Source organism: Ruegeria sp. CI5, assembly GCF_056536885.1.
In genome coordinates this window covers 1,478,633-1,492,576 of the sequence record NZ_JBQFQN010000001.1, presented here as the reverse complement: position 1 = coordinate 1,492,576, position 13,944 = coordinate 1,478,633, and the positions used below count along the sequence as shown (strand labels likewise).

Annotated in this window: 11 protein-coding genes; 7 read left to right on the top strand and 4 right to left on the bottom strand. The window is 61.0% G+C overall.

What is annotated here, in order from left to right; translation table 11 throughout:
* Positions 1-2 precede the first annotated feature (2 nt).
* From proC to ACR0BA_RS07395, 3 genes are read left to right on the top strand one after another with little or no spacing between them, the layout of a single operon-like run.
* Positions 3-818, top strand: a complete 816-nt coding sequence (gene proC / locus ACR0BA_RS07405) for a pyrroline-5-carboxylate reductase (RefSeq protein WP_480727137.1) — start codon at positions 3-5, stop codon at positions 816-818.
* Positions 811-1,149 carry a tRNA-binding protein gene (locus tag ACR0BA_RS07400; RefSeq protein ID WP_170357149.1) on the top strand — a complete coding sequence of 113 codons (339 nt, stop codon included), beginning with the start codon at positions 811-813 and terminating at the stop codon, positions 1,147-1,149. The genes proC and ACR0BA_RS07400 overlap by 8 nt, the downstream gene beginning before the upstream one ends.
* The gene (locus ACR0BA_RS07395) at positions 1,149-2,099 is read left to right on the top strand and encodes a 2-hydroxyacid dehydrogenase (protein ID WP_480727135.1); all 951 of its coding nucleotides are present in this window, start codon (positions 1,149-1,151) and stop codon (positions 2,097-2,099) included. Before ACR0BA_RS07400 ends, ACR0BA_RS07395 begins: the two co-directional genes overlap by 1 nt.
* Here the strand turns inward: ACR0BA_RS07395 and ACR0BA_RS07390 are convergent.
* Positions 2,096-2,674, bottom strand: a complete 579-nt coding sequence (locus ACR0BA_RS07390) for a thymidine kinase (RefSeq protein ID WP_170357151.1) — start codon at positions 2,672-2,674, stop codon at positions 2,096-2,098. The genes ACR0BA_RS07395 and ACR0BA_RS07390 overlap by 4 nt on opposite strands.
* Before the next feature lie 356 nt (positions 2,675-3,030).
* On the opposite strand from ACR0BA_RS07390, the gene ACR0BA_RS07385 reads away from it, so the two are divergent.
* Positions 3,031-3,492: a hypothetical protein gene (locus ACR0BA_RS07385; RefSeq protein WP_170340605.1), complete on the top strand. Its 462-nt coding sequence runs from the start codon at positions 3,031-3,033 to the stop codon at positions 3,490-3,492.
* Positions 3,493-3,583: 91 nt separating this feature from the next.
* Here the strand turns inward: ACR0BA_RS07385 and ACR0BA_RS07380 are convergent, their stop codons facing one another.
* A complete protein-coding gene (locus ACR0BA_RS07380; RefSeq protein ID WP_170441670.1) occupies positions 3,584-4,312 on the bottom strand; it encodes a hypothetical protein in 729 nt (242 codons plus the stop codon).
* 192 nt (positions 4,313-4,504) lie between these two features.
* The gene (locus tag ACR0BA_RS07375; RefSeq protein WP_170454412.1) at positions 4,505-5,629 is read right to left on the bottom strand and encodes a beta-ketoacyl-ACP synthase III; all 1,125 of its coding nucleotides are present in this window, start codon (positions 5,627-5,629) and stop codon (positions 4,505-4,507) included.
* Positions 5,630-5,795: 166 nt separating this feature from the next.
* Between ACR0BA_RS07375 and ACR0BA_RS07370 the strand changes: the two genes are divergently transcribed.
* From ACR0BA_RS07370 to ACR0BA_RS07360, 3 genes are read left to right on the top strand one after another with little or no spacing between them, the layout of a single operon-like run.
* Complete coding sequence (locus tag ACR0BA_RS07370) at positions 5,796-6,263, top strand: MarR family winged helix-turn-helix transcriptional regulator (protein ID WP_093964681.1); 468 nt, start codon at positions 5,796-5,798, stop codon at positions 6,261-6,263.
* Positions 6,260-7,297, top strand: a complete 1,038-nt coding sequence (locus tag ACR0BA_RS07365) for an efflux RND transporter periplasmic adaptor subunit (protein WP_170454414.1) — start codon at positions 6,260-6,262, stop codon at positions 7,295-7,297. Before ACR0BA_RS07370 ends, ACR0BA_RS07365 begins: the two co-directional genes overlap by 4 nt.
* 11 nt (positions 7,298-7,308) lie before the next feature.
* Positions 7,309-10,356 carry an efflux RND transporter permease subunit gene (locus ACR0BA_RS07360; RefSeq protein WP_480727132.1) on the top strand — a complete coding sequence of 1,016 codons (3,048 nt, stop codon included), beginning with the start codon at positions 7,309-7,311 and terminating at the stop codon, positions 10,354-10,356.
* A 56-nt stretch (positions 10,357-10,412) separates the two neighbouring features.
* Here the strand turns inward: ACR0BA_RS07360 and carB are convergent, their stop codons facing one another.
* Positions 10,413-13,766 (bottom strand): carbamoyl-phosphate synthase large subunit, encoded by a 3,354-nt coding sequence (gene carB / locus ACR0BA_RS07355; protein ID WP_480727130.1) that lies wholly within the window; start codon positions 13,764-13,766, stop codon positions 10,413-10,415.
* Between the last annotated feature and the right edge of the window lie 178 nt (positions 13,767-13,944).

The following is a 13,944-nucleotide window of genomic DNA, read 5'->3' as shown; positions in this document are numbered from 1 at the left end:
TCATGGACATGTCACGCGTCGCGGATCAGGGGCTGGTGCTTCTGGGATGCGGCAAAATGGGGTCGGCCATGTTGGCCGGTTGGCTCGAACATGGCCTGCCATCCGCATCCGTATGGGTGATCGACCCCAACCCTTCCGATTGGCTCAGGGCGCAAGGGGTCAATATCAACACCCCACTTCCTGAAAGACCTGCCGTCGTGCTGGTTGCCGTCAAACCTCAGATGATGGGCGAGGCATTGCCGGCAATTCAGGCGTTTGGGGGCGGCGGAACCCTGTTCATCTCGGTCGCCGCCGGAACTTCCACCGCCACGTTCGAGCGTGTTCTGGGTGCTGGTACTCCGATCATTCGGGCCATGCCGAACACGCCCGCGGCGATCCGGCAAGGCATTACCGCGCTGATTGGAAACGCCAGCACCTCGGGTTCTGACATGACCCTGGCCGAAGGTCTGCTTTCGGCCATCGGTGATACCGTGCGCCTGCAGGATGAGGCGCAGATGGACGCGGTCACCGGTCTCAGCGGCTCGGGGCCTGCCTATGTCTTTCATCTGATTGAAACGCTGGCTGCCGCGGGTGAGGCGCAAGGCCTTCCGCATGATCTGGCCATGCGCTTGGCCAAGGCGACGGTTGCCGGGGCAGGGGCCCTGGCGATAGCGTCCGAGGAAGATCCGTCGCAATTGCGCATCAATGTCACGTCACCCAACGGAACGACGCAGGCAGCGCTGGAAGTCCTGATGCATGAACAGGAAGGGTTTCCAAACCTGTTGCACCGAGCCGTAAAGGCGGCAACCGATCGATCCAAGGAGCTGTCCGGTGAGTGAAATATCCTTCGACGACTTCCTCAAGGTCGACATCCGCGTCGGTGAGGTCATTCGGGCCGAACCCTATCCTGAGGCGCGCAAGCCCGCGATCAAGATGTGGATCGACTTCGGCGACGAGATCGGCGAGCGCAAGACCTCGGCACAGGTTACCGCGCATTACACGCCCGAATCCCTTGTCGGAAAACATGTGCTGGCCGTGGTCAATTTCCCGCCGCGTCAGATCGGGCGGTTCATGTCCGAGGTTCTTGTTCTGGGTCTGCCCGACGAATCGGGCGAGATTGTTTTGATCGGTCCTGATGGCAAGGTTCCCGTGGGCGGGCGGATGCACTGATGAAGCTGTTGATCACCCGACCGATGACTGCCGCCGTAACTGCCCGCGCGCGGGATGAGTTTGACGTCGACTTCCGAGATAGCAACGCACCGCTCAGCATTGATGAGATGGCGCGCACATTGCGGGGCTACGACGTGGTCGTTCCGACCTTGGGCGATGTCTTTTCGGCCAATGTCTTTGAAATGGTCACGGTTCCGCGGTGCAAATTGCTGGCCAATTTCGGGGTGGGTTTCAATCACATTGATGTGGCGGCAGCGCAGGCTGCTGGTGTTCGCGTGACCAACACACCGGGGGCGGTCACGGATGCAACAGCGGACATTGCCATGACTCTGCTGCTGGCAACGGCCCGCCGCGCGGGCGAGGGTGAACGGCTGGCCCGGTCCGGCAATTGGCAGGGCTGGCACCCGACCCAAATGCTGGGACAGCACGTCACCGGAAAACGGGTCGGAATCATCGGAATGGGACGGATCGGGCAAGCCATTGCCCGGCGCTGTCATTTCGGATTCGGGATGCAGGTCAGCTATCAGTCCCGCACGCCCAAGGATCTGGATTTCCCTGCCGAGTTCGTTCCCGACTTGGCGGCCCTGGCTGCTGTGGTCGATTTTTTGGTCGTCGCCGTCCCCGGTGGCGTTGACACCTTCCACCTCATAGACGCTTCGGTTCTTTCGGCTATGCGGTCGTCGGCCATTCTGGTCAACATCGCTCGCGGAGGAGTCGTGGACGAAGCTGCACTGATCCATGCATTGAAGACCGGCCAGATCGCCGGGGCCGGGCTGGATGTCTACGAGTTTGAACCCGCCGTGCCGCAGGCGTTCCGCGAGATGGAGAATGTCACCCTGCTGCCGCATCTGGGCACTGCGACCGAGGAAGTGCGCACGGATATGGGGCACATGGCATTGGACAATGTGGCGGCTTTTGTCGCCGGGCGACCGCTGCCAAATCTGGTCTAACTGCCCACGGCCTCGCGCCAGTGTTTCCGGCAGAGTGAAACATAGGTCTCGTTTCCGCCGATCTGCACCTGCGCGCCTTGGGTGATGGTTTTTCCGTTTTCGTCCTGACGGATCACCATCGTGGCCTTTCGCCCGCATCTGCAGATGGTGCGGACCTCGCGCATTTCATCGGCCAGGGCCAGCAGAGCCGCTGATCCTGGGAACAGCTTGCCCTGAAAATCCACCCGCAACCCGTAGGCCAGAACCGGTACTTTCAGGTCATCCACCGCACGAGCCAATTGCCAGACCTGTTCTTCGGTCAGGAACTGCGCCTCGTCCACAAAAACACAGGCCACTTTCCCCTGATCAAGACGATCTTGGATCATCGCGAACACATTGTCGTGGGGATTGAACGTATCGGCCTGTTCCGAGATTCCGATCCGCGATGCGATGCGCCCCTGGCCCGCGCGCCCGTCAATGGCTGCGGTCATCAGATAGGTGTCCATGCCGCGCTCGCGATAGTTGTGCGACGCCTGAAGCAGCACCGTGGACTTGCCTGCGTTCATGGTTGAGTAGTTGAAATACAGCTTGGCCATGGGCTGGGTCTAATCGGCTCACGCTGCACGAGCAAGTCGTCAATGTCCTGAAAGAAATCGACGCCGCCATTGCAGTCGCAGAGGCCGAGCAGATGCTCTTGGGGATGGATAACCCCGCTTCCGCAACAGCGACACCGCCGGCCACGAAATGGCCGAAACAGCGCAGGGCCTGAAATACTGCCCCACAAACACTCTTTACCGGCATTAACTGCCGCCACTCACTCACAAAACCCCCGCATATCTGAGGGATAGCCAAGATATGACATTTCAATTATGACTCGAGTATGGGAAATTTCCCCTCCCTTTCCCCGGTGCGGACAGCCGGGCAAGAGGGCGCAGCGAACAAAGGTACAAAAATGGCAGATATCGGGGCCTATCTGAAAAAGCACACCGAAGCTTTGGTCAAGGACGTGGGGATCGAGGCAGCATGCGAGATCACAGGGAAATCCAAGGCCACATTGGGCCGGTATTACTCCGACAATCCCGAGCACAGCGACCGGTTCATGCCGGTGGATGCGGTCGCACGTCTGGAAAACGCGGCCAGCTACCCGCATGTGACCTCGGCCCTGGCGGACCTGAAGAACATCACCTTGTCCTATGATGAGCGCAATTCGACCCGTACGCGCACCGGGGGCGTCAATTCGGACGTGATCGCACTGAGCCAGCGGTTTGCGATGCTGATGACCGAATACCAGGCCGCGATCGAGGATGGCATCATTACCGTCAACGAAGCCAAGCGTCTGCTGAAAGAAACTTCGTTGCTGCAACAGGTTCTGATCGAGATGAAATTGCACCTCGAAGAGGAAAGCGTCAGCTGACCTAGTTTCCGAAAAGCCGCCATAGGGCGGTGAAAAAGGCGATGTGCGCATCGCCTTCCTCAAGCTGAGCTGAAGTAGCTCTTAGCCTTAGTCAGTTTTCGTCGTTGTTGGCATTGTTCCCGCGTCCGGGGCTTGAGCCCTCGGGCCCATTTCCGCCCCCGTTGTTGCCTTTGCCGCCGCCATTGTTGCCCTTGCCGCCGCCTTTCCCGTCGCCGTTGTTTCCTTTACCGCCGCCGTGACTGCCACCCTTGCCGGGCTTGCCGTCACCATGGCCGGGCTTGCCGCCGCCCTTGCCGGGCTTGCCACCGCCATCGCCAGGCTTGCCGCCGCCGTTGCCGGGATCATCATTCCCGCCGCCGTTGCCCGGATCGTCGGATCCGCCATCACCGGGGTCATCGTTCCCCCCGCCATTGCCGGGGCCGCTGTTTCCGCCGCCCGACCCGGATCCGCCGCCGGCGGATGGGCCGGTGCTCGATGCGGGTTGAAATCCGCTGGGGTCGTTTTCGCGGCCGTCAAAGCTGTTGGCGTTGGAAATCGATCCGGTCGGCAAATCGCTCAGCAGATTGGCCAGCCCCGGACATTGCTGCGAGGTATTGGCAAGAACCGACCCGAAATCTGCCCGTTGTTGCAGATGCGAGAGGAAACTGGGCGTAACCTGCGAACAGCCGCAAAGGGCCGCATAGTCACCATTGTTGGCTGCAATCCGTGCTGTGTTGGCGTTGCAAACCTGGGGCTCGGCCATGGCCGCGCTGGCTGCAGCAACCCCCAAAAACGGGGCGACAACCCAGGCCGCCATTCCTGACTTAGAACTCTTGAACATGGCGCACCTTTCTTAACCTAGCGTCACCTGACATGCGGAATTGCATGGCCTTCCAGATGGAGGCCGCGGGTTAAGCTGCGCTGTATCAATTCTGAAGAAGTGTTCAGGAATACAAAAACAGTCCGCCTGCGCGGGCGAAATATTCGAGGTTATCGCTTGTTGCGCCGGACGTGGACTGGCGGCGCCGGCGTGTCAGGCGTGGCGTTTGACGATGACGGACCCCACCGAATACCCCGCACCGAACGAGCAGATTAGGCCGACATCGCCATCCTGAAGATCGTCTGAATATTTGGAAAAGGCGATGATCGACCCTGCGGACGATGTATTGGCATAGTCCTGCAGGATGTTGGGCTGTTCGCCCGGCTCCGGCTCTCGGCCCAAGACCTTTTTGCCGATGAAATCATTCATCGTCTTGTTGGCCTGGTGCAGCCACAGCCGCTTGAGATCGCCACTTTCGATCCCTTCGGAATCCATGTGGTCGCTGATGTGTTTGCTGACCATCGGCAGCACTTCTTTGAACACCTTGCGGCCGTTCTGCATGAACTGCATGTCGCGGCGGTCTTTCAATCCATCGGGCCGGGTGCGCCGCAGAAAACCGTTGTTGTTGCGGATGTTGTTCGAAAACTCGGTTGCGCATCGGGTCGACAGGATTTCGAAATGCGGGCCCTTTGCATCCTCGATGCGCTCGATCAGCGTGGCGGTGGCCACGTCACCGAAGATAAAGTGGCAATCCCGGTCGCGCCATTCCAGGTGCCCCGAGCAGATCTCGGGGTTGACCACCAGCGCCGCCCGTACGGACCCCGACCGGATCATGTCGGCCGCGGCCTGAATGCCGAACGTCGCCGAAGAACAGGCCACATTCATATCGAACCCAAAACCAGTGATGCCCAACGCGTTCTGGATTTCGACCGCAATGGCGGGATAGGCGCGTTCATGGTTCGACGCGGCACAGATCACCAGATCGACATCCGCCGCCGTCCGCCCGGCCTGGGCCAGCGCCTTGTTGCAGGCGTCCAGCGCCATTTCGGTCATGATGCCCGGTTCGTCATCGCTGCGCTGGCGCAGCAGGGGGTGCATCACGTCCGGGTCCAGCACGCCGGTCTTGTCCATGACGTAGCGGTTCTCGATGCCCGAGGCCTTGACGATGAACTCTTCCGAGGAGTGCTGCATCGGCTCCATCTCGCCCGCGGCGATGGCATCGGCGTTGGCAGCATTCATCTTGTCGGCATAGGCGTTGAAGGCTTTGACCAGCTCGGCATTGGTGATGACGTTTTCGGGCGTGAAAACCCCGGTACCGGTGATTGCGGGCGTGTACATGTCGGGTCCTGAATGTTTCGGATTCGCCCAAAATGCAGTCACAGCGCCCCCAGATCAAGAGATGTTGACCCAAGGGAACGGCATAGGTTTGCGCAAATTCAACTTCACATCTTGAATAGTTCGGAATCCGAAGTATATCACCGCTCGACTCGCGCGGAGAGCATCCATGACGAAAGACATCAGTGAACGGCTGGCCCGACTGACCCCTGAGATCCAGGCGATGATGGGCGTCTATGCGCTGTACTGGAAACTGGAAGAGAGTTTCGGCTGCATCGATACCGATCTCAGCCATCAGGAATGCCACATGTTGATCAAGTTGGATCAGCCCAAGCGGATGGGAGTGTTGGCAGCCGACATGCTGACCGTGCCGTCGACCATTACGGCCACCGCCGATGCGCTTGAGGCGGCCGGTTATCTGACCCGCCAACAGGACCCCGATGATCGCCGTGCGTGGTTGCTGGTGCTGACCGACAAAGGTGCCGAAGCCCGCAACATGCTGGTCACCACCGCCGGTGAGCTGTTTCACCGTGCCTCCGGGTTGGATGACGAGGAAACCGCTCAATTTGCCCGGCTTGCCCGTAAGATCCGGGACAACATTCTGAAAACGGGAATACCCGAGGGATTGACGAAATGAAGCTGCTGACTTCGCTGGGCCTCGCCCTTGCCGTACTGGCCGCACCGCTTGCGGCGCAAGACGACACCAAGCCTGTGAAACTTATGGTGGTGCATGAGACCGCTCCCGGATTTTCACGCCAGTTCTTCGGGCGCGTGGCCGCGCGGCAGACTGTCGATCTGGCGTTTCAGGTCGCCGGACAGATCGTGGAACTGCCCGTCAACGAAGGATTCCAGGTGCCCAAGGGCAGCCTGATTGCAAAGCTGGACCAAGAGCCGTTCGAACTGGCACTGGAACGTGCGCGTCTTCAGAAGGATCAGGCTGACCGCACCGTGGCCCGCCTGTCGCGCCTGCGGGGGACGACTGCAAGTCAGGTCGCTGTCGATGACGCTGAAACCGCCGCCCAACTGGCTGCAATCGCGGTGCGTGACGCCCAGTACAACCTCGAGCACACGACCCTGACCGCGCCGTTCGATGCGCTGGTATCGCGGCGTGAGGTCGAGAACTTCACGACCGTGGCCGCCGGAACGCCGATCGTCCGGATCCACGATCTGTCCGAATTGAGGATCGAGGTCGATGTGCCCGAAATCCTGTTCCAGAGGACCAGCCAGGAAGATGGCATTTCGATCACGGCAAAATTCCCCGCAAGTGACGAGGTCTTCCCGTTGGAAATCCGCGAATTCGACGCCGAAACTTCGAGCGTCGGCCAGACGTTCCGAATTCAGTTCGGCCTCACGCCGCCGGAAAACTTGCGGGTGCTGCCCGGCTCGTCGGTAACCGTCAATGTTCAGGTCGACGACAAGCGTACTGGCATCATCGTTCCCCCAACCGCGATTGTCGCCGACGCCGAGGGCAATCTGGGCGTCATGGTCTTTTCGCCGGTCGGTGCAGATGTCGGCACCGTGCGGCGTGTTCCCGTGACCATCGAACCAACCCAGACAGGGGACGTCCGGGTTCTGACCGGATTGTCGGACGGCGACGAAATCGTGGTGGCCGGCGGGTCCGTTCTGACCGATGGGCAGACCGTGCGCCGCTTTGCCGGCTTTGCGAACTAAAGGGGGCGAATATGAATATCGCACGCGCCTCGATCGACAGGCCGATCTATACGTGGCTGGTGATCCTGATCGCCTTGCTGGGTGGGATCTGGGGATTTTCGTCGCTCGGGCGGCTCGAAGATCCGGCCTTTACCATCAAGAACGCCGTAGTGTTGACCACGTATCCCGGTGCGACGGCTGAACAGGTGGCCGAGGAGGTCTCGGAACCTTTGGAATCTGCCATCCAGCAGATGGGCGAGGTCGATGTCATCACCTCGGTCAACCGTCCCGGTCAATCGCTGATCGAAGTCGAGATCAAGTCCACCTACGATGGCAGCGAATTGCCGGATATCTGGACCCGACTCCGCGCCAAGGTCCGGGATGCGGCCCGTGGATTGCCGTCCGGTGTCAGCCAACCTTTTGTGAATGACGGGTTCGGTGACGTGTTCGGTCTTTTCTATGCGGTCACCGCGGAAGGGTTCAGCGACGCCGAAAAGCACGAATTGTCGACCTTCTTGCGGCGCGAGTTGCTGACCGTTGAGGGCGTTGCGGACGTTGAAGTGCAGGGCTTGCCGGACGAAGCCATTTTCATCGAGCCGGACCTGGCCATTTCGGTCAACCAGAATGTGCCGTTGCAGTCGATCAACGAAGCAATCGCGAACGCCAATTCGGTCCAGTCGTCAGGGACGCTTCGGTCAAACGACGATCGCACCACGATCCTGACGGCCGACGGATCGGACAGCGTGTCCGAGATCGCAGGGCTGTCGGTTGGCTCTCAGGGGCAAGTGATCAACCTCTTTGACATGGCTGATGTCTACCGGGCCCGTCAAACCGATCCTGACATCATGATCCGGTTCAACGGCGTCGAAGCCTTCACCCTGGGTATTGCCGGCCTGTCGACGGAAAACATCGTGGAGGTCGGAAAGCGCGTCGACGCCAAGCTGGCCGAACTGGATGTGGAAATTCCCGCGGGCGTCGATGTATTGCCGATCTACCAGCAGCACGTCGTGGTCGAGCAGGCTTCGAACGATTTTCTGGTGAACCTGGCCATGTCGGTTGCCATCGTGGTGGCGGTGCTTGGAATATTCATGGGTTGGCGCGCGGCGGTCGTTGTGGGCTCGACCCTTTTGTTGACCGTTGTCGGGACCCTGCTGTTCATGGCGCTGTTTTCCATCGAGATGGAGCGCATTTCGCTGGGCGCGCTGATCATTGCGATGGGGATGCTGGTCGACAATGCCATCGTGGTGGCCGAGGGGATGCAGATCTCCATGCTCAAGGGGAAAAACTCGCGCGACGCTGCCGACGAGGCCGCGTCCAAGACCCAGATCCCCCTTCTGGGGGCCACGGTCATCGGAATCATGGCATTTGCCGGGATTGGGCTCAGCCCGGATGCGACGGGCGAATTCCTGTTCTCGTTGTTTGCGGTGATCGCGATCTCTTTGCTGCTGAGCTGGGTGCTGGCCATCACGGCGACACCGTTATTGGGGCATTATTTCTTCAAACAGGGCAAGGACGTGGATGTCGACGCCTATAGCGGCATCCTGTTCCGTACCTATGGGGCGATCCTGCGCTGGGCATTGCGGTTCCGTTGGCTGGTGGTGGCCGGTTTGGTCGGGGTCACCGTAGTCTGTTATGCCGGCTTCGCGATGGTGAAACAGCAGTTTTTCCCGGACTCCAACACGCCGCTGTTCTTCGTCCATTACAAGCTGCCGCAGGGGACACCGATCGCGCGGACGAGTGCCGATATGCAAGTCTTTGAAGACTGGCTGGCCCAGCGGAATGATGTCGTCTCGGTCACCACGTTCGTGGGGCAGGGCGCGACGCGGTTCATGTTGACCTATTCGGCCGAGAAGCCCAATCCAAGCTATGGGCACATGATCATCCGAACGGAAACACTCGAGGACATTCCCGTCCTGCGTGCTGATCTGGAGGCCTTTGGTGAAACCCAATTCCCCGAAGGCGAATTCCGGACCAAGCGTCTGGTCTTCGGCCCCGGCGGCGGTACCCCGATCGAGGCGCGGTTCTCGGGCAGCGATCCGGTCGTCCTGCGGCAACTGGCCGACGAGGCGGTGCGGCGCATGTCGGCGGCATCGCCAAATGCGCTGGACGTGCATCACGACTGGCGTGAAATGGAATTGGCGGTCCAGCCGATCTATGCCAGTGAGCGTGCGCAGACGGCCGGTGTCACCCGCGAAGACATCGCCGCCACCCTGCAATTCTCGACAGACGGCATCACCGGCGGCGTGTTCCGCGAGAGGGACCGCCTGATCCCGATTATCCTGCGTCGCCCGGCGGACGGAGAATACTCGATCGTGGATCAAGTGGTGTACTCGGACCAGTCACAGAAATTCGTGCCGATCGAGCAGATGGTGGACGGGTTCCAGTACAAAGCGCTCAATACACTGGTGCATCGACGCGATCGCGTTCTGACCGTCACGGTTGGCGCAGACATCCCGGCCGGCCTGACCGCTGCACAGGTTCATTCCGAGGTTCGCGATGCGATCGAGGACATGGAGCTGCCGCTGGGCTACAAACTGGAATGGGGCGGCGAGTTCGAAGATTCCGGCAAAGCGCAAGCCAGCCTTGGCAAACAGTTGCCGCTGAGCCTTTTGATCATGGTTCTGATCTCGGTACTGCTGTTCAACGCGATCCGGCAACCGGTCATCATCTGGCTGCTGGTGCCGATGTCGGTGAACGGCGTGGTGATCGGGCTGCTGGGCACGGGCCTGCCATTTACATTCACCGCGCTTCTCGGGCTTCTCAGCCTGTCGGGGATGCTGATCAAGAACGGTATTGTTCTGGTCGAAGAGATCGACCTTGTCCGCGCCACGGGCAAGCCTCTGCGCGACGCGATCATCGAAGCCTCGGTCTCGCGTCTGCGCCCGGTCATGCTGGCAGCGATCACCACGATCCTGGGGATGGCGCCGCTGCTGACCGACGCGTTCTTCGTGTCGATGGCAGTCACGATCATGGGTGGTCTGGCTTTCGCGACGATCCTGACCATGGTCGCCGCGCCGGTGTTCTACCTGCTGTTCTTCTCTCGGGAAGAACAGCGCAGGTTGGCGGCGCAGACTGCATGATCCCACAAAAAAGCCCCGGCGAACGGCCGGGGCTTTTTGCTTGTCCGCTGCGGGCTTCAGCCCTGTAGCGATTTGACCTCCACATCCCCTTCAGCCTGCGCCTTGATGGCCAGTGCGGCGGCGTGGCTGGCCGCAGCCGTGGTGTAGTAGGGGATCTTGTCATAGAGCGCGATCGAGCGGATGGCCTTGCTGTCCTCAACTGCCTGCGCGCCTTCGGTGGTGTTCATGACCAACTGGACCTGACCGTCCTTCAGCATGTCCACCACATCGGGGCGGCCCTCGTAGACCTTGTTGACCACGTCACAGGGCACGCCCTTGGATTCCAGCCAGGTCTGTGTTCCGCGGGTGGCCACCAGCGAGAATCCCTGCTCGACCAGAACCTGCGCAGCCTCGATCATCGCCGGACCCTTGTCGGCATCCTTGATCGAGATGAAAGCCCGTCCCTTGGACGGCAGCACCATGCCCGCGCCCATCTGCGCCTTGAGGAAGGCGCGGGGGAAGTCGCGGTCCCAGCCCATGACCTCACCGGTCGAGCGCATCTCGGGGCCAAGGATGGTATCGACACCGGGGAAGCGGGCGAAGGGCAGCACCGCTTCTTTCACCGAGAACCACGGCATGTCCGGGTCGGCCAGGGTCATCTGGTCAGCGATCTTGGTATCCTGACCCTCCTTGTAGGGCGGGCGTTGCGGGAAGTTCGAAAGCGGCTCGCCCGCCATCACCCGTGCGGCGATCGAGGCGATTGCGCTGTCGGTCGCCTTGGCCACGAAGGGCACGGTGCGGCTGGCGCGCGGGTTGACCTCGATCAGGTAGATCTCGTCATCCTTGATCGCGAACTGCACGTTCATCAGGCCCACGACGTTCAGCGCCTTGGCCAGCTTGTAGGTCTGGTCCTTGATTTCGGAGATGATCTCTTTCGACAGCGAATAGGGCGGCAGCGAACAGGCCGAGTCGCCCGAGTGCACGCCGGCCTCTTCGATATGCTGCATGATGCCGGCCACATGGACATCCTTGCCGTCGCACAGCGCGTCCACGTCCAGTTCGACCGCCCCGGCCAAGTAGCTGTCCAGCAGCACGGGGCTGTCGCCCGAGACCACCACGGCCTCGTTAATGTAGCGCTTCAGCTGATCCATGTCGCGCACGATCTCCATCGCGCGGCCGCCCAGCACGTAGGACGGGCGGATCACCAGCGGGAACTCGATCTCTTCTGCAATCTCAAGCGCTTGCGCGTCGGTCGAAGCGATGCCGTTCTTGGGTTGTTTCAGGCCCAGATCGTTGACCAGTGCCTGGAACCGTTCGCGGTCTTCGGCCAGGTCGATCGCGTCGGGCGTGGTGCCCAGGATCGGAATACCTTCGGCCTCGAGCGCATTGGCCAGCTTCAGCGGGGTCTGACCACCGAACTGAACAATCACGCCGTGCAGTGTGCCGTTCTGCTGCTCGGTCCGCAGGATCTCCATCACATGCTCGAAGGTCAGCGGCTCGAAATACAGCCGGTCCGAGGTGTCGTAGTCGGTCGACACCGTCTCGGGGTTGCAGTTGACCATGATGGTTTCATAGCCCGCGTCGGTCAGCGCGAAACAGGCGTGGCAGCAGCAATAGTCGAACTCGATCCCCTGGCCGATCCGGTTGGGGCCGCCGCCCAGAATGACGACCTTCTTGCGGTCGCTGGGGCGCGCCTCGCATTCGACCTCGCCCATCGTTGGGGCCTCGTAGGTCGAGTACATGTATGGCGTCTGCGCCTCGAACTCGGCGGCGCAGGTGTCGATCCGCTTGAAAACGGCGGTGACGCCCAGGTTGTGGCGGGCGCGGCGCACGTTGGCCTCGTCGCGGCCGGCCAGATTGCCCAGACGCGCGTCGGTAAAGCCCAGCATCTTGAGCCGGCGCAGGCCGTCCTCGGTTATCGGCAGGCCGTCCTTGCGGACGGTGCGCTCCGCGTCGATGATCTCGCGGATACGGGCCAGGAACCACGGGTCGAACTTGGTGACGGCAAAGATTTCGTCGTCGGTCAGACCGTGGCGCATCGCCTGTGCGATGGTGCGCAAACGGTCGGGTGTCTGCTGGCTGATGGCCTTGATGACATGTGCCTTGTCGTCGCTGCTTTCGACCGCATCCCATGGGCCGATGCTGAGGCCCGGAATTTCAACTTCGTCAAACCCGGTCAGGCCCGATTCCATCGAAGCCAGCGCCTTTTGCATCGATTCGTGGATGGTACGACCGATGGACATGGCTTCACCCACCGATTTCATCGCGGTGGTCAGGTAGGGCTCGGATCCGGGGAATTTCTCGAAGGCGAATTTCGGGATCTTGGTGACGACATAGTCGATGGTCGGTTCGAAAGACGCAGGCGTGACCTTGGTGATGTCATTGTCCAGCTCGTCCAGCGTGTAGCCCACCGCCAGCTTGGCGGCGATCTTGGCGATCGGGAAGCCTGTCGCCTTCGACGCCAGCGCCGACGAGCGCGACACACGCGGGTTCATCTCGATCACGACCATGCGGCCGTCTGCCGGGTTGATCGCCCATTGCACGTTCGACCCGCCCGTTTCGACCCCGATCTCGCGCAGAACGGCGATCGAGCCGTTGCGCATGATCTGGTATTCCTTGTCGGTCAGCGTCAGCGCCGGGGCCACGGTGATCGAGTCGCCGGTATGTACGCCCATCGGATCGACGTTCTCGATCGAGCAGACGATGATCGCGTTGTCGGCGGTGTCGCGCACCACCTCCATTTCATATTCTTTCCAGCCCAGAAGGCTTTCGTCGACGAGGATCTGGTTCACCGGCGAGGCATCCATGCCCGAGCGGCAAAAGTGGATGTAATCCTCACGGTTGTAAGCCACACCGCCGCCGGTGCCGCCCAGAGTAAAGGCCGGGCGGATGATCGCGGGCAGGCCGATGTTTTCCAGCTCGTCCAGGGCCATTTGCACGCCGGCATCCAGATCGGCAGAGCCGTCGGCCTTTTTCGGGGCGGTGATGATGGTGGCCTTTGGGTTTTCAAGGCCTAGGCGGTCCATCGCTTCGCGGAACAGCTTACGGTCCTCGGCCATCTCGATGGCCTCGCGCTTGGCCCCGATCATCTCGACTCCGAATTTTTCCAGCACGCCCATCTCCTCCAGCGCCAAGGAGGTGTTCAGGCCGGTCTGACCTCCCATCGTAGGCAGCAGGGCGTCAGGGCGTTCCTTTTCGATGATCTTGGCGACGACCTCGGGCGTGATCGGCTCGATATAGGTGGCGTCGGCCAGTTCGGGGTCGGTCATGATCGTTGCGGGGTTCGAGTTCACCAAGATGACCCGATACCCTTCCTCGCGCAGGGCCTTGCAGGCCTGGGCGCCGGAATAGTCGAATTCGCAAGCTTGCCCAATGACAATGGGCCCCGCCCCGATGATCATGATCGACTGGATGTCGGTTCTCTTCGGCATGGCCTGGCCCCTTCGATTTTGCACGAGTCGCGGGCGCCGCCCATGCGCCCAAATTGTCGTGCGTTATAGGGACCCGGGCAAAAGGTGCAAGGGGGATCGGAAACGGAAGCGAAATTGCCGCTTTCCCCCCTTTCCCTTGGCACCGTATTCTCTATATGCCGCTGCACGACAGATGAGG